Raw genomic sequence first — 21,898 nt, forward strand, 5'->3', positions numbered from 1 at the left:
GGAGATTAAATTTTTTCTAAAGGAATCAATTTTTCTCCCTTTTTTGACAATTCTATTCAATAATTTTAAACTTCTTTATTAATACCCTATAATGTGTCTGAAAATTAGTAGATTTACGATCTTATATTATCGCTGAACTAATATTTATGCAAACATCGAAATCACTTCTACTAATTTTATTTTCACTATTTATTTCATCATCGATTTTAGCACAAGACGATTCAATTTCGAGTGAAATAGATACATTATATAAGAAGAAGATAACCGCCTTTCCTTACCCGGCTTATGCCCAAGAAACAAGTTGGGAGTTTGGCCTAGTAAGTGTGTTTCAATTTAAAACACCCAATGCCACTTTAGCTACTAGACCATCAAATGCAACATTTATAGGTTTCTATACTTTAGAAAACCAAATGAGGTTGAAGTTGGAGCATACCATTTTTACCAAAGATGAAAACTGGTTATTCGAAGGGACATGGGAGTACGCTAAATACCCAGAGAAATATTACGGTATTGGAGGGGACACTCCGAATAGCAATGAACAGTTGATGGATTGGACTAAAGTTGATTTTAGACAACAGTTTCTGAAAAAAATTAGAGACAAGATGTTTTTTGGTCTTCAATACAGATACGCTAATTTTTGGGATATAAGTGTTGGACCAAGAGAGGATGGAAGTTATGGTGATGTCTCTGAAATACCTGGGTCTGCAGGTGGTTCACTTTCAGGATTAGGATTTGTGTACAAATGGGACACAAGAGACCTTGTATTGACACCTTCTGGCGGGCATTATATTGAAGCTAAAATCGAAACCTATAACTCTTTTTTAGGAAGCGATTATAAATTCGAACGTATTTACTTGGATGCAAGAAAGTACTTTGATGTGAGTAGAGAGAAGGAAGGAAAAACAGTATTAGCTTTTCAGGGTATTTACAACTCAACATATGGTGATGTTCCTTTTAGAGAAATGGCACTTATGGGAGGTTTGAATATGATGAGAGGTGTCTATGAAGGTAGATATAGAGATAATAATATGATCGCCTTTCAAGCAGAAGTAAGGCAGCACATGTTCTGGAGATTAGGAATGACAGCCTTTGTTGCAACTGCTAACGTTTATGAAAATAGCAGTGATTTTAATTTTTCAGAAACTAAACTTTCGGGAGGTGTTGGTGTAAGGTTACTGATTAATGAAGAAGATAAAGCATCACTAAGAGCGGACTATGGAATTGGCCCTGATGGAAGCTCCGGAATTTATCTAACTTTTGGTGAAGCTTTTTAAGATGACATCATTATTATTTTTTGAATAAAAAATCAAGACAATAACTCTGTTTGTTTGAAATTTACAAACAGTCATTAAGCTCATTTTTAATAAAAGGTGAATCATGAAAAAAAATCTTTTATTAAAAATGAGCTTTTTTTTCATGATACAATCCAAATTTAATTTTGTATATAGTCGTTATGTGATCTCTGAAAACAAATCCTGATTTATTGTGTTATATATTATATTTTTTTTTGAACAAGTAATACAAAAAATGTTTCATTGATTGGGACAGGTGTTACTTTTTGAAATATTAGAATAGTACAATTATTAATAGATAGTTAGCTCTCTTCTTATTAGCGCTAATTTTTGATTCAGTCAAGTAAAAAATGATAAAATTGAGAATATTTTTTTTTATAAAATTACCATCAAAAATGTTTGCAATAATCACGAAAAGGCTATTTATTTGTTAAAACGAAGGTGCTGAAGTGAAGTTGAGAATGCTTCAGTGAAAAGGGAAATAGGTGTAATTCCTATGCTGTTCCCGCAGCTGTAAGTTTTTAGATGAGTTCAATTTTTAACCACTATATCTTTTGGGTATGGGAAGGGAGAATTTCATCACTTGAAAACGAGCCAGAAGACCTGCCATCGTGTGCTTAATTTACCTCCTTCGGGATAAGGGAGAGCAAATCGTTGATCTATCTTCTTTGGATTTTTTCAAAGTTTTAGTCAAAGAGTCTTGTAAAGTAAAATTAGCAAACGTCAAATGTGCGGCAACAAATTAGTTGTCAGTGTTGTTTACATTAAAAACTTTAAATATAACAATGAGTTTACTAGATAAACGTGTAGCTTACAAACCTTTTGAATACCCAAAAGCACAAGAGTTCATTGATGCAATTCATCAGACTTTTTGGATTCACTCAGAAGTGAATTTTGATGCTGATATTCAGCAATTCAAAACAAACTTAAGTGATCATGAGCGTGATGTTATTGGTAATATTTTAAAGACATTTGCACAAACAGAAACAAACGTTCAGGATGATTTCTGGGGTGTGATCGGACAATTTATTCCTAAACCGGAGATTAAAGCAATGGCGATCACTTTTGCAGAAAATGAAGCTAGACATGCATCAGCGTACGCTCGTTTAAACGAATTGTTAGATTTGGATAATTTTGAGGCATTCCTAGAAGATGAAACAGCTATGGAACGTCTTGAAATGTTATCACAAGTGACAGTTGATGCACAAGGAAATGCAAAACCAGAAGATTTACTTCAGTCGATTGCTATTTTCTCTTGTTTCACTGAAAATGTAAACTTATTCTCTCAGTTTGCTATTCTTCTTTCATTCAAAAAATTCAAGAACCAATTAAAAGGTATTGGTAATATCATTAAGTGGTCTGCGAAAGATGAAAACTCACATGCAAGAGCGGGTATGTGGTTATACAACTCAATGATTGCTGAATACCCTGAGTTGAATACTGAAGAATTACAAAACCGTATTTATGAAGCGGCTAAGATTTCTCATGATGTTGAAGTAAGGTTACTTACAGGCATCTTTGAAAATGGGGAGTTTGATTTCTTACCAATCAATCACTTGGTACATTTCATGAGAGATCGTTTAAATAAGAGTTTATCAGAAATTGGTTTAAAGCCAACTTTCGAAGTAGACAAAGAAGTACTTAAAGAAATGCAATGGTTTGATGAGGAAGTATTCGGCCTTGCTCATGATGATTTCTTTGCCGTACGTCCAACAGAATATACAAAGAAAACTCAGTCAGTTACCGCTGACGATTTATTCTAAGCAAAAATACTACAATACAAGGGAGCTGCTATTCTCCCTTGTAATTTCAATTTCTTTCTAAACACCACTACACACCCTCAGTTCTTAATTATGTCTGAAATTACTTTAACTGCTGAAGCATCTAATTTGGAAGCAAGCCCAAAATGGATGACTCATGAAGGATTGCAAACTTTAAATAACGGTTACCTATTAGAAGGTGAAACTGTAAGAGATGCTGTAACAAGAATTGCTAAAGCTGCTGCAACTCGATTAAAAAGACCCGATTTCGAAAAAAGATTCTTTGACGCTATTTGGAATAACTATTTATGTCCTGCTTCACCTGTATGGTCAAATATGGGTACAGAAAGAGGATTACCAATCAGTTGTTTTGGTAGTTATGTGCCTGATAGTATTGCTGGTATCGGTTCTACTTTAGCAGAAGTAATGATGATGTCGAAAATTGGTGGAGGTACTTCTATCAATATGTCTGATGTACGTCCTAGAGGTGCTGAAATTACAAATAATGGTACTTCTAACGGTGTATACCCTTTCTTGGAAATGTTTGATTCAGTAATCAACGGTACAAACCAAGGAAGTACAAGAAGAGGTATGCTTGCTGCTTACCTTGACGTTGAGCATGAAGATATCGACGAATTTCTAACTATTAAAGATGTTGGAAAGACAATTCAAAACATCTTCATGGGTGTAACTGTTTCTGATAACTTTATTCAAAAGGTAAGAGAAGGAGACAGACGTAGCCGTGAGGTTTGGGCAAAAGTGATCAAATCGAGAATTGAAAAAGGCATTCCTTATGTCTTATATAAAGATAACGCGAACAATCAACGTCCAAGATGGTACAAAGATCAAGGGATGGAAATCAAAGCCTCTAACCTTTGTTCTGAGATTATGCTTCCTTCTAATGAAGAAGAATCATTCGTTTGTTGTTTGTCATCATTAAACTTAGTGCGTTATGATGAGTGGAAAGATACTGACTTAGTTGAGACAGCTACTTTCTTCTTAGATGCAGTAATGGAAGAGTTTATTGATAAAGCCAAAGGTATTGATCATATGCAAAGAGCTGTGAACTTTGCTAAAAACCATAGAGCTTTAGGTCTGGGTGTTTTAGGATGGCATAGCTTCTTACAAAAGAAGAAAATTCCTTTTGCTGGTATTGCGGCTGATTCTTGGACAAGAATTATCTTCAAACAAATTAAAGAGCAATCTATCAGAGCTTCAGAAAAGTTAGCGAACGCTTATGGTGAGCCTAAGGTAATGATGGATACAGGTAGAAGAAACTCTACATTGTTAACTATTGCTCCTACAACTTCTAATGCTTTGATTGCTGGTGGATACTCTACTGGTATTGAGCCAATGGCAAGTAACTATTATGTAATGGACTCTGCTAAAGGTGTATTCTCAAGAAAAAATAAGCAGTTAGAAGAGTTGTTAGAAGAAAAAGGATTGAACAATGATGATATCTGGAAACAAATTTTAGCAGATGGTGGTTCAGTACAAAACATCAATGCTTTAACTCCAGAAGAGAAAGAATTGTTTCTTACTTTCAAAGAAATCAACCAGATGGCTATTGTTCGTCAAGCTGCGTTACGTCAACAATTTATTGACCAATCTCAAAGCTTGAACTTGAACTTCCCTCCATCAACACCGGTAAAAGATATTAATGCGGTAATGCTTGAAGCACATGCTTTAGGAGTAAAAACATTATACTACCAAAGAAGTGAAAGTATTTTGAGAGCTCAAATGAATGTCACAGAAGATGTTTGTGTCTCATGTGAGGGTTAATCTCAAATCAAAGATAAATTTAGAAGCTGTTATCCTTTTAGTAGGGTAGCAGCTTTTTTGTTGCTCTTTTTCATAATTATTGCTTTTTATGTTAATACAGTTTAACTGTGTTTCCTTATTTGGAAACTTACCCGTATAATTGTATCATAGTTTCTGAGTAAGGAAACTAAAGTGGTTAAGAGTTTTCAATAAAAGTTTAATGAATAATCTTCTGACTTAAATTGATGTAATTCTCTGAATTATTTGTTTCCTTTGTTGGAAAGTATAAATAGAACAAGATTTATTTACGATGAATAAAGAAGAAATATTAGAGCAATTATCTATCACCCACCAAGGGGGAGGCTTCTCACCATTAGCAGGTAAGATATTAGGTGTATTTTATTTGTCAAATGATAAATACCTTACTTTTAATGATTTAGTGGAGATCACTGGAGCAACGAAAGGAGCAGTAAGTAAAGCCCTTAAATCATTAAAAGATAAACATAGAGTGGACTCTATTTTGGATCCTAATTCATCAAGAAAAAGATTATTCTACTTAGATTCTGATGGTATTTCAACCTACATGGATCTTGTTGTACAGAATATGACTAGGGAAACAGAACTAATTGATGAATGTGTTTCTAGAAGAAATGATAATGCTCCTGATATTAAAGAGTTGATGAGTAAAACAGTTACTTTCAATAAAGAGATTATTCAATTTCTTAAGTTGGTAACACATAAATACTTTCCGAAGGATTAATTATAAGATCCTAGTCACTCAATAAAACTGTAATTTTTCCTATACCATTATCAGAACATTCGATATATGGGCTGATTTTTACATCCTATTGGTTTCTATTCACGGAAACTTAACTCTAATAAAAATGAAAAAAGACAATATCATTCAATGGATTAAAATGTATTTACCTTTAATTATTATCTCGGTAACTGCTATCATTATAACAAATTAAGGTAAAATCTATCTTCATCTAATTCTCCACTGTCAACTTAAGACAAATCGTTAAATCATTATCTCTAATAAGTTTCCATTGTCGGAAACAAAAATCAATATCATGAAAAAATATTTACTACTTACATGTTATGTATTTATGCTTAGTCTCTCTCTATTTGCTCAAGAGAAATTATCAATAGGTATTATGGTTGATGCTAAATCAAATGATAATCAGACTTTGTACGAACAGCTTACCTCTGAAATTAATCATCTTGTTGGTAAAGAATATGTCATCGACTTTCAAGAAGTATTGTCTTGTGACAATGACCCACAAAAGGCAAGGTTAAATTATAAAACCCTTGTAGATAATAAAGCAGATATTATACTCTCTTTTGGTATTGCTAATTCAATTATGTTTTATGAATCAAATATTGAGTTTGAAGTGCCAACCATCTTGCTAAGCTTTGTCAATAAAGATATTATTGATGAAATACCGTTTAGACAGAAAAGTTCTGGAATAAAGAATTTTACCTACTTTATAACTCCTTATTCTTATAAAGATGACCTAAAGGATTTTAGCCAGTTGGTGAAATATCAACATGTAGGGATTGTAGTTGATGATTATGTTTTAGAGTTAACACCAATTGTTTCATTTTTAGAACATGCTTTAGCAACTGAAGATTTTAAATACACTTTAATACCTGTTCAAAAAGGGCAAAAAGTAGATTTGCCTTCGGATATTGATGCGGTATATGTGAATAGTGTATCCCAATTATCTAAGTCAGAACTGTTAGACTTAATAACAGAAATCAATACCAAAAAATTACCTTCATTTTCTGCCTATGGAGTTAAAGAAGTAGAAATGGGGATATTGGCGACAAATCAACCAAAAGTAAATATTGATCAGATTTTCAGAAGAATCGCACTAACAATAGAAGCAATTTCTTCAGGTGAAGATGCTGCAACATTACCTGTGGAGGTAAATTATGATAAAGAACTGACAATTAATCTTCAAGTAGCAGATTGGTTGGGTTTGAATGTGACAAACAGTGAATTAGTGCAATATAATTTAGTGGATGAGAAAATTAATTTAAATCAGGAGCAATTCTCTCTAAAGCAACTCATGAATTTAATGGTCAATCAAAACCTTGAATTGGATGTAGAAAGGAAGAATATCGAGTTGAAAAATCAGGAAGTGAAACTTTCCAAGTCAAATTACTTACCAGAAGTAGCTGTGAATGCTGGAGGAAATTATTTAAACCCGGAAATGGCAGAGTTATCATTTGGACAAAATCCTGAATATATGGTCAATGGGAATGTACAATTAAATCAGATTATTTATTCTGCTGCTGCTTCAGCTAATATTTCTATTTCAAAATCTAATTTAAAGGCTCAAAAAGAAGAGTACAATGCAAAAGAGCTGGATGCACTTTTAGAGATAGGAACCGCTTATTTCAATACGTTAATCTTTGATGCTAATAAGCATATTCAGTTTCAAAATTTGAGCTTAACCAAAGAAAACTTAAAGTTATCGGAACAAAATATCGAATTAGGTGTTGGAGGAAAATCGGATCTACTAAGGTTTAGAAGTCAACTGGCTCAGAATACTCAATCTATGATAGAAGCTAAGAATGCGGAGGCACAATCACACTTAGTATTAAACCAACTTTTGAATTTGCCGATGGAAGAAAATATTGCATTAAAAGATAGTTTGATGTTATTTAATGAGAAAACATTGAGTGAATATAATGGCTTAATTTCCCTTTTGGATAATCCTAGAGACCGTATGTTGCTGATTGATTTTTTAATTGATGAGGCAAAAGTAAATGCCCCAGAATTGAAAGGAATAGAATACAGTAAGGAGGCTATAAACAGAAATTATAAACTGCAGAAAAATGGTCGTTTTCTTCCGACGGTTGCTCTTCAGGGACAGTACAATCAGTTTTTGTATCGTGATGGAGCAGGGATGAATTTGCCGGCAGGGTTCCCAGAAGTACCACTTAATAATTATACTGTTGGAGTTAATGTATCCATACCAATATTCCAACAGAATACTAGAAATGTCAATCAACAAAAAACTAAAATTCAATACGATCAATTATTGGTACAAAAGAACCAATTTGAAGTAGGAATTGATAAATATATTCATGAAATAATATTGGCACTAACGAATGAGATCGCTAACATCGAAATCTCTAAATCAAATCTAGAAGTCTCTCAAGAAAATGTAGCATTGTCTCAAGACGAGTATGCTAATGGAATTATCCCTGTGATACAATTGATTGATGCACAAAATGATTTTCTAGAAACACAACTAGCATTAACCACAGCACAGTATAATTATTTTATGGTGTCTCTACAATTACAAAGAGCAATTGGTCATTTCTTTATTATTAGTAGTGAAGAAAAGAACACTGCATTTATGGCTAGAGCAATGCAATATATTCGTCAATAGTATGAATGTTTGTTGTAGTAATCTATTGAAATTCAGTGACTGGTGCTGTGAAATTTAATAAAATGAAAGAAGTCGAATTAATATTGTTAATGGACTTGAATCATGTTTCCTATTTAGGAAACAAACTGTTATGTTTGTGTCATAAGTTTCCAATAAAGGAAACATATAATCTATTCATCTATCAATTTTTATTATGTTTCTCGATTACTAAAATTTAATCTTCTGAATCTAATTGGTTTCTAGGTAAGGAAACATTTTAATTCAATTTGTAAAATCATTAATGTCAATTGTTATTATCCATATGAAGATTGACAAAATTATAAAACATTGGTTTCCTTTTTAGGAAACATAAAATACTAATTATGAAAAATATAAAGTTTTTATATCCTTTTTTAGCTGTTCTAATGATTTCTATTTCATGTACAAACGAACAATATGAAGAAGAAAAAGCGATTAGAAGTGTACGTTATTTAAAAATTGAAAAGCAAAATATCGACGACAAGAGAACATACAGTGGTTATGCAGTCGCAAGCCAGGAAGTTGAATTGAGTTTTAGGAATAATGGAATCGTAACAGAAAAATTAGTGAAAGTAGGACAGAAAGTAAAGAAAGGAGATTTACTAATGAGACTGGATAACGTAAAAGCAAAATTATCATTTGAGCAATCATTATCTGCATTAAACGCTGCAAAATCAGATATGCTTACGGCGAAGTCAGAATACATTAGAGGTAAAGTGTTGTACGAAAAAGGCAACTTTACTTTAAGTAAATACGAGACACTAAAAAACACATTTGAGAATGCTATTAATCAATACGCCTCAGCTGAGAGAAAGCTTGCAATAGATAAAGAACAAATTAGATTTGGTTACATCTACGCCCCTAAGGATGGTACTATTGCAGCTGTCGAAGCCAATCTAAATGAAACAGTAAGCAATGGTCAAACTGTGATCAAACTGAATGAAGGCGACGGTATAAATGTAATGGTGGGTGTACCTGAAAATGTAATTTCTCAAATTCATCAGCATGAAACAGTAGCACTGAATTTCACTTCCAGCGATGAAATTCTAAGTGGTAGAGTAACTGAGATATCACCGATTATCGATAACGAAAGTGCGACTTTCCCAGTGAAAATAGAGTTAGAGGAAATAGCATCATCGATATATTCAGGTATGGTTGCTGAAGTCACTTTCAATTTTTCATCAGACCAAGAAGTCCATACATCAATTGTGTTGCCTTTAAGTGCAGTAGGTGAAGATCAGGAAGGAAACTTTGTCTATTACATCACCAAAGATCAAGGCGATACTGCTACTGTGCACAAAAGAAAAATTCAAGTAGGAGACCTACTGGATCACGGTATCATCATTGAGTCAGGACTAACTGAAGGCGATATGATTGTTACTGCAGGCCTTCAAACTTTATTAACTGGACAAACTGTAAAACTTTAATTTCTTATTCTTCTCCATCTATTTCAAAAAAGCCATGATAAATTTAGCCAAATTTTCAATCGAGAAAAACCGTATTGTATTAAGTATTTTAGGCGTAGTAATGCTAATGGGCGTAATGTTTTATGATACTTTATCTAGAGATAGTATGCCCCCTTATACGGTGCGAGTTGCGTCAATTGTTACTTCATTTCCTGGAGCGAGTCCCAATAGAGTCGAAGACTTAGTTACAGATAAAATAGAGAAAGTTGTACAGGAATTACCAGAATTAAAAGAGGTAACTAGTGATTCTAGAACAGGACTGTCAATAATTAATGTTGAGCTAAAAATGGAAGTTGCTCCTGAGGACTTACAGGATGTATGGGACAGACTAAGAAGAAAATTGGAAATGATGAATGACCTTCCGGGGAATGTTCACCCTCAGTTGCAAGATGAAGGAATTGGAGAGGTTTTCGGAATTGTATTGGGGATTTCAAGTGATGGATTTTCTTATGCAGAAGTAAAGGAAGTAGCAGATGACCTAAGAAATGATCTTATCAGCTTGAATGATGCCGCAAAAGTAGAAATAAACGGCTTACAAGAGGAAAGAGTCTTTATTAAGTTTGATAATGTAAAATTGAAGAGATATGGTTTGACATCCAATGGTTTGCAATCAATTATTAGTGCGACTAATATTTTAAACTCTGGAGGAGAAATTAATGTTGATGACACAAGAATTGTATTGGAACCTACAGGAAACTTTGACGAACTGTCGGACATTAGAAACATGTTAATCTCAGTCGGAAGTAAAGGAAATGTGATCAAGCTGTCGGATGTTGCTGTTATTGAAAAAGGATATATCTACCCAGAATCACAGATCGTAAAAGTGAGTGGTAAAAAAGGAGTTTCATTACATATCTCTTTGAAGGAGGGTAGCAATATTTTGACTCTTGGAAATGAAGTAGATCATGTAATTGAAGAGTACAATGAAATGTTGCCCATTGGTTTAGAGGTGTCAAGAATTTCATCATTGGATGAATATATAGAAAACAAAGTAAGTGATTTTGAAGTCAACCTTTTACAATCTATTGTAATTGTACTAGCAGTAATGATCATCTTCTTAGGTTTTAGAACAGGTTTAGTCATTGCGAGTTTAATACCTATTGTAACTATCACAACTTTTATGGTAATGGGATTGCTAGATGTTGGTATCAATCAGATTTCATTAGCCGCATTGATCATGGCACTAGGAATGATGGTAGATAATGCCATTGTGGTTGCAGAATCGATTATGGTTAAAATGGAAGAAGGCATTGAAGTCAAAAAAGCAGCCATCGATTCAGTACAGGAATTATTTAATCCTTTATTGATTTCAACACTAACTACCTCTGCTGCTTTCTTATCATTCTATATGGCTGAATCAGTAATGGGAGATATCATGGGACCTATCTTCGTCGTGATTACTATAGCTTTACTTTCTTCTTGGGTGATTTCTTTGAGTATTATTTCACTCTTATGTGTTTATTTCTTAAAAGTAAAACCAGTCAATAAAGTAGAAAAGCAAAAGCTTTTGGATAAGATGATTGATGCGTTAAAAAACGGGTATCAAAAGGTTATTCTTATTGCTTTAAAATATAAGAGAACAGTGGTATCTGGCGTAGCTGTTTTGTTTGTCATGTCAATTTTTGGCTTTGGTCTTTTGGATGTATTATTCTTTCCAAAGAGTGATAGAAATATGATTACGATTGATATTAATTTACCTCAAGGAACAAAAATTGAAAAAACACAAGAGGTGGTATCAACTATGGAAGAATACTTTAGAAGTCACTTATTAGTAAATGATGACAGAGAAGAGGGTATTGTTTCTTGGACTTCTTATATTGGGGAAGGCCCATCTGCATATGATTTAGGATACAGTGCAGACGAACCTAATGCCAACTATGCACATATTTTAGTCAATACTACCCACCACCTAGTGAACTCTAATTTGATAGAACAAATTGATAGCTACTGCTTTAAAGAGTTTCCTAATGCAGATATAAAAACGGTTTTACTTGGAGCTGGTGGCGGAGGAGCACCAATAGAAGTGAAAGTGTCAGGTAAAAACCCAGAACGTTTAACAGAAATTTCAAATACAATAAAAGAGAGGTTGACTTCAATTTCAGGAACTAAAAATGTAAAAGACAATTGGGGGCCAAAAGGCTTGAAATTTATTGTTGAAATTGATCAGAATAAAGCACAAGCTGCAGGTATAACCAATCAGGATATTGCTATTTCATTGCAAACGATTTTGGAAGGCTTTAAAACTGGGGAATATAGAGAAGACGAGAAATCGATTCCAATTATATTACAAAGTAAAGAGAACTCTTCTCAATCATTATCTACTTTAAAAACAACCAATGTTTACAGTCAAAATTCAGGAAAGAGTGTTCCTTTAAGTCAAGTAGCGAAAGTGATACCTCATTGGCAATACACACAGATCAAAAGAGAAAACCTTAAAAGATCTATCAATGTCGAAAGTGAATTGACAGCAAGTGGTAATGCCAATGAGATTATGGTAGAATTGAAACCTTGGTTAGAAGAGCAACAACAAACTTGGGGTAAAGGGTATACTTATAGTTTAGGAGGTGATGAACAAGAAAGTGCTGAAAACATGGGAGCTGTATTTAAATACTTACCATTGTCAGCTTTTATCATCGTGATGTTATTGATAATCCAGTTCAATTCATTCAGAAAGATGTCACTGATTGTGTTAACTATTCCATTGGGTGTTATAGGTATGGTGTTAGGTCTTTTAATCTTTCAAGTACCATTCGGATTTATGGCCTTTTTAGGGGTGATTTCACTAGCAGGTATTGTGATCAATAATGCCATTGTATTGGTAGAAAGAATAGAGGTAGAGGAAAAAGAATTGAAAAAATCACCACAAGAAGCCATCGTTTCAGCTTGTCTTCAAAGATTCCGACCTATCATATTAGCAACATTCACAACAGTGTTAGGCTTAGTACCTCTTTATTTAGGAGGAGGAGCGATTTGGGAACCAATGGCAGTGACTATCATGGTAGGATTATTATTCGGAACAGTCATTACCCTAATCTTTGTACCATCATATTACAGTATTCTTTTTAAGGTGAATTATACTCCAGAACAGCTGGAGGCACTTAAAAAGTAATGGATAAATAATAGAAAATGATGTATTAAATAACCGCCACTTTTTGGCTAAAACTTTATAAAAAATGTTTCCATATGAAGAAACTAAATTGATCATTAACTTTTAAACTTAATTATATCTTATGTCAATCATTGTTATTCAAGCTGTCGCTTCTGCTATATCACTTCCAACTGAAATGGACAATATCAATATCCATTTAAATGATGGAGAAGTTGTTTCTGTTACTAAAAAGGAATGGAAAAAGGGGAAGCATTTATCTACCGAAAACACTTTTGCTTTTGTAAGGAAAAAAGAGGTTCACTTTATACAAAAATCGGATATAGATTATGTAAGGTATGAGTCTTTTAAAACACATGAAGCCACAGCCGACTTTATGAAAGAATACGCTGAACTTCAAGAATTAAAAGAAGAAGCTATTCAGTACCATCATACCAAATTGCATAAGAAGGCACGTTTCTCACAAGTTCTAACTGTTGGGGCTCTCTCAATGGGTGTGTTTGCTGCACCAATGGTGTTAATTGTTTCTCCTGTGCCTTGGATTCAGGCAAAACTAAGAATGAAGAAAGTGGATTATAATTATTGTCTGAAAGGAAAAGATTGGTCTGAATTAAAGAAAAATCATAAAGAGAAGAGAAAATCATTAAAAATCGTCAAAGCATAAACCTGTATCTCAAATCAAAAATATCATGAAAAAAAGAACTACCTCACTACATTTTATTTGTCTATTCCTGCTTATCTCATCAACATCATTTAGTCAAAAAAATGAACATACTAGAGATTTTGATAGAGGCATTAAAAATAGAGTTTTTATTCCGAAAGGACAGTGGCTTGCTGGGGCAACTTTTCAATATTCACATCATAATAATGATAACTACCAATTTTTGATTTTAGAAGATTGGGATGGAGATGGATATAACCTGAACGTAAGTCCTTATTTTGCCTACTTTATTAAAGATAACCTTGCAATTGGGGGGAGATTCGGTTATACAAGAGGGCAATTGAATATTGACCAATTAAACATGGATTTAGGCGACGATCTGTCTTTTTCAGTCAATGGTTCATCTCAAGTTTCTCATACATATAGTACTTCTTTTTTTATGAGAAACTACATCAGTTTAGGGAGAAGTAATCGATTTGGTCTATTTAATGAAGTAAGGTTGTCCTACAGTTATGGGCAATCTAAAGAATTAGCAGTTGGAGACCATAAATTGGATATAAGAGGAATTTATACCACTACAAATCAAGTAAGTTTAGGAATATCACCAGGTATGGTTGCTTTTATTAATAATAACATTGCTATCGAAACATCTCTTGATGTGATAGGTATTAATTATCAATGGACACATCAAACAGAAAACCAAGTTGATCAAGGAACGCGTAGATCAGGTAATGCTAACTTCAACTTAGATATTTTCACATTAAACATTGGCCTTTCCATCTATATCTAAATTACTGCAACCATGAAAAATATATATAAATTCATCATCTTATTATCATTACTTTTTACTTCATGTATCAAAAACGATGTGCCTTATCCTTACATCTTTGGAGAGATATTAAGCTTCCAATTGGAAGTTCAAGAAGGAGGTGCAATGATATCTTCTGACGAGCAACGAATTGAAGTATTGGTTCCTTTTGGGACAGATATCACTAACCTTGAAATTGTGGATCTCACTTTTACCGAAGATGCGACGATCACCCCTTCGTTTAATGAAGTGAAAGATTTTAGTGAAGAGGTTCGTTTTACTGTTTCTACTTATCAAGATTATGAGTGGACAGTCCATGTGATTGAAGCCGATTTTAATGTGAATATTACTTCTTTCAGTATAGAAGGACAGATTGCAGCTGAGATTGATAATATGAATAGAATAGTGAAGGTAAAAATTCCATTTTACCTTGATAAAGAAAATTTATTTATTGAGACCTTTAGCTATTCACCTGCAGATGCAATAGTTTTTCCTCTTCCCCAAGATACACATGATTTTTCCGAAGATGTTATCTTTTCTTTCGAGGGGATAGAATGGACGATTCAAGTAGATTATGACAATGATGAAGAAAGAATTGGTGACCAAATTCTATATTCAGATTTTAATACTTGGTATTATGGTGGTAGAAAAGAAGATGAAAGTAATGCCAATAGAAAATTCTATTTACCAGGTTCCACTTTTGATGCTACTCCGTGGCGAACAGGAGATGTAGGAGCTGCAGATCTAATTATCCCAACTGGAGTCCAAACAGTGTTCCCATATCCATCTATAGAAGAGTATGAATATACGATTTTGAGAACAACTTCTATGTTAGGTGTGATAGCCGCAGGATCATTATATACTGGAGAGATTCAAGGAAGTGGACTCACCAATGTGATCACAGATTTTGGGATTCCATTTAACGATAAACCGAAGAGTTTTACAACATCTATACAGTATTTACCAAAGCGTTTTGATCAAGGTATGGATGCCTGCGATGTGTATGTATTATTACAAGTAAGGGAAGGTAGTGGAGAGGATGAAAAACGATATCGTTTAGCGACTGGTTGGTATAGAACAGATACGAGTATGAATGAGTTTCAGGAAATTAGTATCCCACTTCTTTATGGAAATCATAATGATCTGGCTCCGTATATGATGCCAAGTACGAATAATGATAGAATGCCTGAACATGGGTTTGCAGAGGTCTCTAAATCACCGACACATATTATTGTGGTTTACTCTTCTAGTTATGATGGAGCAAATTTTAATGGAGGTGTTGGTAGCGAATTGAGGGTGAAAGAGTTTCAGCTTAATTATTAAAAAAAAGCTGCCCTTTTTAGAAAGAACAGCTTTTTCCACACTCTAATCACTCACTACAAACTAAATTCTTGACAAGTACTCCTATACCCGTTAAGGTATAGGAGACTTGTCTATAAGTATGGCGGGAGAGTGTCCCCGCGCTCAAAAATGAGCCACATTAAATACTGACGATCTCCTTGAGATCATTTGTGAATCGGTATACAGAATCGTATACCTTATTAAGCGAACAATTCTCAACTAACCTCATGTTTAAGGCAAATTCGAGTTTCTTTATGTATTTATGTGCTACTTATATGAAGACCTTTAAGTCTTTAGATGAAAGGGAATGTCAGAGAGGCATAAATCCTCTCTGACTTTTTTGCAGAGTCATAGACAAAAACTCCACTTTAACCCGCCATATATCGTTGTAAATAATTGTACTTAATGTAGATTACTGTACAATTGTTATCATGTAATAATTCTAATTTATAAATTATCTAATTTTCATATTTACTGTCCTAAATGGTACAATAAGGACAGTTATTCTTGTTTTCATTTTCATTTTCTTATTACAATAGTAGTACAATCTGTGAAATTTTACAAATATTAGAATACGAACAAACTATGTGATTTTTACTGAAAATTGTACTTTTCTAATATTATTTTGATAAAGGTGTTTTCTTGTGGTTTTTACTCTTGCAATCGGTTGATATTATCACTTTTTAAAGATTACTATCCCTTCAATCGGTTGCAAATGGAAGTGTTTATATCTATTTCTTGTAATAATTACGCTTTTAATTTGGATATTTTTTATTGAAGAAAATTTGATTTTTTTTTGAAAAAAAATGAGTAGAAGCGTTAAGTCTCAATAAGTTATCATAAAGCGTAGTTTAATTTGTATTTTCTAACCTCTAATCGTCACATTTTGATGAAGATGTGATAAGTATTAAACACAAAAAAGGTATCAACGAAAGGGGTGTTTATTTGTAATTCAACAAGTTGTCATCAAAAGAAAAGGGCCCGATTTACATACAATGATGTATACCGGAGCCCTTGTCTACGTAATGTTAGTTATATGAAAAGCGAAACTAGGTTTACTTATTTAATCAATAGTTTGAAAATTTATCGAAATCCCAAGTAGAAGTTAGTAGCAGTTAGCTTATCAAAGTATTTAACTTATTATCGTATTTTATTGAATAGGGGAGTAGAAAAGAAACTTAGCGACTCCCCTCACTATATTCAGTTAGGTATTAATAACCGTCATTTTGATTTAAGTTTGGATTCGCAGCGACTTGTGTAGGTGGAATCGGGAATAATAAACGGTGGGTACCATCAGAAGCTTTACCTTCACTAGGTAACCAGAATTTATATTCATTACCATCATCACTCGTTCTTAATTCAAATGCATCTGGATCATTTTCCATTTGCTTGTTTTGCCACGCACTTAGGTATTTGCCATGTCGAATAAGGTCCTGACGACGGACACCTTCCCAGCAAAGTTCCCATCCTCTTTCCATTAAGATGAAATCAAGCTCATTTTCTACTTTACCATCAGCCAATAGTTGTGCATAATGAGTAGCAGCATCTGCTTCAGGAGCACCGCCCAAAAATCTTTCACCTTCTGTTCTTAACTTATTGATATAGGCCATAGCATCACCAGTATTGCCTTTTCTTGCCAATGCTTCAGCATGCATAAGTAGAACATCTGCATAACGGATAATAGGGAAGTCATTTCCTGACCATCCACCCCAAGTAACTCCAACAGCACCTGCATCGGGTTCCCATTTCATTAATCGAACACCTTGCGTTTTGTTGGCATCAAATAATGGTAATTCCACTTCATGTTGAACGATAGTACCATCCACTTTCTCGAATTCCGTATAGAATTGTTCTTTACGTAAATCATTATCATTGAAAGATTGATATCTATCAGTCATGATTGAGAAACCATTCCATTTCGAAGGAACTGCCCATTCTACTCCTTTTACTTTGTGAGTGTCATAGTGAACACCCCAAGAGTTACCGTGGTTTCCAAGAGGGTCATCAGCAGTATATGTGATATAGAAAATATAATCAGTGTTACTTTCCTCGTTACCTAAGTTAAATGTTTCCAAGTAGTTGGGGTAAACAGCATATCCCATACTTTCAACTTTAGTAGTGTACTCAATCACTTTGTCCAATTGAGCATCAGTAGGAGCAACCACAGTGGAACCATCTTGGAAATAAACACCTGCATTAAGATAAATTTTAGCCAATAAAGAATAAGCCGCACCTTGACCCACTCTACCATATTCTGGTTCAGCATCAAGAATATCTTTTACAGCTTCTAATTCACTTACAACAAACTCAGTTACTTCAGGTCTTGAACTTGCTGGAGTATCACCATTATGTTGAGAAACAAGAACTAATGGCACATTACCAAACATATCCATTAATGTGAAATAGTAATAAGCTCTCAAGAATCTTATTTCAGCTTGAGTTTTAATTATTTCATCATTTTGTTCAAACTCTGCAAGTGATTCTATTAATCCATTTGCTCTTGCAATACCTGTATATGGAGCATTCCATAAACCAGGTAAATGGGGGTGATTAGACGTCCATGTATGAGCATTGAGCTCTAACCATTTACCACCGTCATACCAGTCACCACCTCTTGATGGAACTAGTGTTTCATCTGAAGCAACTTGGTTGAAACCCCAGTAATTTTCATGGTGATAGAAACTTCTTAATGAAGCATATACAGGGGCAACAGCTGCAGGTAAATTTTCTGGGTCTTGGAAATACTCATCTGTAACAGAACTATATAGTTTCTCTTCTAAGTTTGTACATGCTGAGGCACCGATTAATGTTGCAACAGCAAAGATTTTAATCCATTTATTTTTTATCATGATGATTTCTTTTTGAAGTTATTTGTGAAAGTTTTATTGATTAGAATTCTACTGATACACCACCCATAAATGTTCTAGCAGCAGGGTAGTTGTTATAATCAATACCAATAGGAGGCACTTGGCTACCACCTGCAGGTGCATTCACCTCAGGATCGTAACCAGAGTAGTTAGTGATCACAAATAAATTTTGTCCCGAAACATATAATCTAAGACGGCTCACTGATTTTACATTAGACATATTGAATGTGTAACCCAATGTCATGTTTGATAGTCTTAAGAAAGATGCATCTTCGATAAATTTCGAGTTGTATTTTGTCGCTCTGATATCTTCTTCAGCAGCAGATTTCATTACGTTATAAGTACTTTGGTCTCCGTAAAGGTCATTTGTAGAAGAGAACTCAAGTGCAGTATTGTTAAAGACTTGATGACCAAACGATCCGTTAAAGAAGAAGTTAAGGTCAAATCTTCCAAAAGTCATTGAGTTATTGATACCTAATGTCCACTTTGGTAAAGCTTGTCCTAGTACATAGCTTTCTTCCGATTCAATAGCATTTCCACTTTCATCTAAACCTTCAAAACGAGGACCATAGAAAGTACCGTATGGAAGACCTGGTTTAATCACCTGTGCAAACTGACCTACTTGACCACGACCACCAACAGCACCAGTAAAGATTTCTTCATAATCACCGATGTTTTCAACTTCATTTTTATTGAAAGCCGCTACCACACCAGTTTGCCATGTAAAGTTATCTTTTGAGAAGTTGACCGTGTTTAATGAAATCTCGATACCATGGTTTTTCAATTCACCAACATTCTGAAGGTAAACATCAACAGGAGCAGGTTGAGGAGCTTGTAACTCTAATAAAAGGTCTTTTGTATGTTTTTGATAAGCATCAATAGTACCGAATAAAATACCATTGAAGAATTCAAAGTCTAAACCAATATTCAACTGAGAAGTTTCTTCCCATTTAAGATCTGGGTTAGCATAGTTGTCATACGTTACACCAGCACCAATCCCCACAGCTCCATAGCTTTTATCTCCAGATAATGTTGGAAGAGAACGGTAGTTACCTATTTCTTGAGAACCTGTGATACCCCATCCAGCGCGTAGTTTTAAATCGCTTAATACATCACTTCCAGATAAGAATAATTCTTCAGAGATTCTCCAAGCACCAGAAACTGATGGGAAAACACCCCATTTGTTATTATCACCAAATCGAGATGAACCATCGACACGCATTGTACCAGTGAAGACATATTTATCTTTAAAACTTAAGTTAGCTCTACCAATCCATGAGATTAATTTGCTTGACTCTTTGTATGAATCCACCAAAATATTATCACCACTTGCTGCATTTAAGTTATACTCAGCGATATCATCAATTTGGAAACCAGTAGCATTTGCTCCATTATACTCTCTACCAAACTCTTGGAAAGTATAACCAGCTAAGGCATTTAATTTTACATCACCAAAAGTCTTTGTATAGTTTAAAGTACCTTCTAATAGTACGTTATGTAAGAAGTTGTTTCTAACATCAGCAGATCCATTTCCTTCACCAACCCACTCAATACTACCTGGAAGGTATGCGTTACGTTTTGCAGAAGTAATATCTCCACCGATATTAATTTTACCTGTTAATCCTTCAACAAATTCAGCCTCAACGTAAGCGTTACCTAAAACTCTTTGTGTATTTGTGAAATCACGTACAGAATTCGCCATGATGTATGGGTTTTTCTCTAGTAAGTTAGGTGACGAATAGTCTTGAGGTAATAGTGGAGACATACGGATCATGTTGTTGATAACACCTCCATCAAGAGCACCACCCACACCATAAGGCAAGTTGTTGTTCTTTGTAAATGAACCCATCATATTAGCACCTAATGTTACTTTCTTAGATAGCTTTTGTGTGATGTTCATTCTACCTCCAATTCTTTCCATACCAGAGTTAATCATGATACCATCTTGGTTAAGATAGTTTACTGAGAATCTATACTGAGTATTGGCCGTACCACCAGAAACCCCTAAGTTGTGATTTTGAGTGATAGCTTGTCTTGTCATTACTTCTTGCCAATCTGTATTAGCATCTAAATCTAAAGGAGTTGAACCTTCAGCTTGTGTGGCTGCTCTGTATTCTGATGCAGTAAGCACATCTAGCTTTTTAGCGATGTTTGAGATACCCACATATGCATCGTAATTGACTTTGGCTTGTCCTTCTTTACCCTTCTTTGTTGTAATAATAATAACACCATTTGCACCTCTGGCACCATAAATTGCTGTTGCAGAAGCATCCTTTAGGATATCAAAAGATTCAATATCCGCAGGGTTGATAGATGCTAAAGGGTTTTTTGAAGCAGATGCAGAGTATACTCCTGCTGTACCAGGATCTGAGGCAGTATTATCAATAGGGAAACCATCAATAACATACAAAGGCTCATTGGATGCAGTAAGTGATGTACCACCTCTAACTCTAATGTTTACACCTGCACCTGGTTCACCAGAAGAAGGCGTCATCTGTACACCAGCAATTTTACCTTGGATCAATTGATCTGGTGATGTAAGTACACCTTGGTTAAAATCTTCTGATTTCACAGATGACATTGCACCGGTAACATCTTTCTTTTCCATTTGGCCGTATCCAACTATCACCACTTCTTCAAGTTGTTCAGCATCTACTTTCATTGAAATACTGAAGTTGGAAGTGTTTCCAATAGCGATTGATTGGTCAAAATAACCAATATAACTAAACGTTAATGTTTCTGCACTTTCAGGGACATTTAGTGAGAATTTTCCTTCAAAATTGGTTGTAGTTCCGGTTGTAGTTCCTGTTACAATAACGTTTACTCCAGGCATTGGGGAATTCGTTTCATCATAGATAATACCCGTCAGGTTTCGTTCTTGAGCATACGTAGAAGTCAGTGTTGCTAACGACAGAATCGCCAACAGACTGAAGAGTTGTAATAATCTTTTCATTAGTTAAAATTGTAGTTTATAGGACAGACATGAATTGTTGTGATCATCTCATGTTCAAAAAATAGTTAGACAAAAGAGTATAGCATTAAATAGATTGTTTATTTCATTTTCATCAAGAGCGCTCATGTGTTGGCTATAGTTTGTCTATCACAATTCTAAAGCTAATATGAATTAAAAACAAATGTTAAATGCAGTGCTAATTCTTGAGATAAAGCGTTTTTATTGCACTTTTTATGGAAGCACAAACGTTTTGTAGCGCAACACCTGAATCAATCACCAACTAAACCGGTTGCATTAATATGATAACGAAATAAAATATACGAATTAAATTATTTAGAAACCTGTTGCGCAATCGGTAGATAAAATATTTAAAATGTACTGAATACGTTTAAAAATTGCATATTTCTATCATTTATCATCTGTCAAAAAAATCAAAAAAAATTACTGATTTTTCAATA

General features: G+C 34.2%; 12 protein-coding genes and 1 riboswitch. Of the genes, 10 read left to right on the forward strand and 2 right to left on the reverse strand.

What is annotated here, in order from left to right; all coding sequences use genetic code 11:
- The first annotated feature begins 146 nt into the window (after nt 1–146).
- The 10 genes from HGP29_RS22030 (at nt 147) to HGP29_RS22075 (ending at nt 15,602) form a co-directional block, all read left to right on the forward strand.
- The gene (locus HGP29_RS22030) at nt 147–1,274 is read left to right on the forward strand and encodes a BamA/TamA family outer membrane protein (RefSeq protein ID WP_168884604.1); all 1,128 of its coding nucleotides are present in this window, start codon (nt 147–149) and stop codon (nt 1,272–1,274) included.
- A gap of 440 nt (nt 1,275–1,714) precedes the next feature.
- Nucleotides 1,715–1,917: riboswitch (cobalamin riboswitch) on the forward strand.
- A gap of 160 nt (nt 1,918–2,077) precedes the next feature.
- On the forward strand, nt 2,078–3,055 hold the full coding sequence (locus tag HGP29_RS22035) for a ribonucleotide-diphosphate reductase subunit beta (protein WP_168884605.1): 978 nt from the start codon (nt 2,078–2,080) through the stop codon (nt 3,053–3,055).
- Nucleotides 3,056–3,145: 90 nt separating this feature from the next.
- Nucleotides 3,146–4,834: a ribonucleoside-diphosphate reductase subunit alpha gene (locus HGP29_RS22040; RefSeq protein WP_168884606.1), complete on the forward strand. Its 1,689-nt coding sequence runs from the start codon at nt 3,146–3,148 to the stop codon at nt 4,832–4,834.
- 289 nt (nt 4,835–5,123) lie between these two features.
- On the forward strand, nt 5,124–5,573 hold the full coding sequence (locus HGP29_RS22045) for a GbsR/MarR family transcriptional regulator (protein ID WP_168884607.1): 450 nt from the start codon (nt 5,124–5,126) through the stop codon (nt 5,571–5,573).
- Between the two features lie 313 nt (nt 5,574–5,886).
- Entirely contained in the window at nt 5,887–8,220 is a 2,334-nt protein-coding gene (locus tag HGP29_RS22050; protein WP_168884608.1) for a TolC family protein, read from the forward strand.
- 362 nt (nt 8,221–8,582) lie between these two features.
- Complete coding sequence (locus HGP29_RS22055) at nt 8,583–9,665, forward strand: efflux RND transporter periplasmic adaptor subunit (protein WP_168884609.1); 1,083 nt, start codon at nt 8,583–8,585, stop codon at nt 9,663–9,665.
- Between the two features lie 34 nt (nt 9,666–9,699).
- Complete coding sequence (locus tag HGP29_RS22060; protein ID WP_211093382.1) at nt 9,700–12,813, forward strand: efflux RND transporter permease subunit; 3,114 nt, start codon at nt 9,700–9,702, stop codon at nt 12,811–12,813.
- A gap of 121 nt (nt 12,814–12,934) precedes the next feature.
- The gene (locus HGP29_RS22065) at nt 12,935–13,474 is read left to right on the forward strand and encodes a hypothetical protein (RefSeq protein WP_168884610.1); all 540 of its coding nucleotides are present in this window, start codon (nt 12,935–12,937) and stop codon (nt 13,472–13,474) included.
- A 25-nt stretch (nt 13,475–13,499) separates the two neighbouring features.
- Nucleotides 13,500–14,261, forward strand: a complete 762-nt coding sequence (locus HGP29_RS22070; protein WP_168884611.1) for an autotransporter outer membrane beta-barrel domain-containing protein — start codon at nt 13,500–13,502, stop codon at nt 14,259–14,261.
- 12 nt (nt 14,262–14,273) lie between these two features.
- Nucleotides 14,274–15,602 carry a PCMD domain-containing protein gene (locus HGP29_RS22075; RefSeq protein WP_168884612.1) on the forward strand — a complete coding sequence of 443 codons (1,329 nt, stop codon included), beginning with the start codon at nt 14,274–14,276 and terminating at the stop codon, nt 15,600–15,602.
- Nucleotides 15,603–16,831: 1,229 nt separating this feature from the next.
- On the opposite strand, the gene HGP29_RS22080 is transcribed toward HGP29_RS22075, so the two are convergent.
- Nucleotides 16,832–18,469: a RagB/SusD family nutrient uptake outer membrane protein gene (locus HGP29_RS22080; RefSeq protein WP_168884613.1), complete on the reverse strand. Its 1,638-nt coding sequence runs from the start codon at nt 18,467–18,469 to the stop codon at nt 16,832–16,834.
- A 40-nt stretch (nt 18,470–18,509) separates the two neighbouring features.
- On the reverse strand, nt 18,510–21,440 hold the full coding sequence (locus HGP29_RS22085; protein ID WP_168884614.1) for a SusC/RagA family TonB-linked outer membrane protein: 2,931 nt from the start codon (nt 21,438–21,440) through the stop codon (nt 18,510–18,512).
- Nucleotides 21,441–21,898: the final 458 nt, after the last annotated feature.

This window comes from Flammeovirga agarivorans (assembly GCF_012641475.1).
Classification (GTDB): Bacteria; Bacteroidota; Bacteroidia; order Cytophagales; family Flammeovirgaceae; genus Flammeovirga; species Flammeovirga agarivorans.

What these genes read in the sequence shown, in the direction of transcription:
- HGP29_RS22030 (WP_168884604.1), top strand. Translation starts at nt 147, where the DNA reads ATGCAAACATCGAAATCACTTCTACTAATTTTATTTTCACTATTTATT.
- HGP29_RS22035 (WP_168884605.1), top strand. Translation starts at nt 2,078, where the DNA reads ATGAGTTTACTAGATAAACGTGTAGCTTACAAACCTTTTGAATACCCA.
- HGP29_RS22040 (WP_168884606.1), top strand. Translation starts at nt 3,146, where the DNA reads ATGTCTGAAATTACTTTAACTGCTGAAGCATCTAATTTGGAAGCAAGC.
- HGP29_RS22045 (WP_168884607.1), top strand. Translation starts at nt 5,124, where the DNA reads ATGAATAAAGAAGAAATATTAGAGCAATTATCTATCACCCACCAAGGG.
- HGP29_RS22050 (WP_168884608.1), top strand. Translation starts at nt 5,887, where the DNA reads ATGAAAAAATATTTACTACTTACATGTTATGTATTTATGCTTAGTCTC.
- HGP29_RS22055 (WP_168884609.1), top strand. Translation starts at nt 8,583, where the DNA reads ATGAAAAATATAAAGTTTTTATATCCTTTTTTAGCTGTTCTAATGATT.
- HGP29_RS22060 (WP_211093382.1), top strand. Translation starts at nt 9,700, where the DNA reads ATGATAAATTTAGCCAAATTTTCAATCGAGAAAAACCGTATTGTATTA.
- HGP29_RS22065 (WP_168884610.1), top strand. Translation starts at nt 12,935, where the DNA reads ATGTCAATCATTGTTATTCAAGCTGTCGCTTCTGCTATATCACTTCCA.
- HGP29_RS22070 (WP_168884611.1), top strand. Translation starts at nt 13,500, where the DNA reads ATGAAAAAAAGAACTACCTCACTACATTTTATTTGTCTATTCCTGCTT.
- HGP29_RS22075 (WP_168884612.1), top strand. Translation starts at nt 14,274, where the DNA reads ATGAAAAATATATATAAATTCATCATCTTATTATCATTACTTTTTACT.
- HGP29_RS22080 (WP_168884613.1), bottom strand. Translation starts at nt 18,469, where the DNA reads ATGATAAAAAATAAATGGATTAAAATCTTTGCTGTTGCAACATTAATC.
- HGP29_RS22085 (WP_168884614.1), bottom strand. Translation starts at nt 21,440, where the DNA reads ATGAAAAGATTATTACAACTCTTCAGTCTGTTGGCGATTCTGTCGTTA.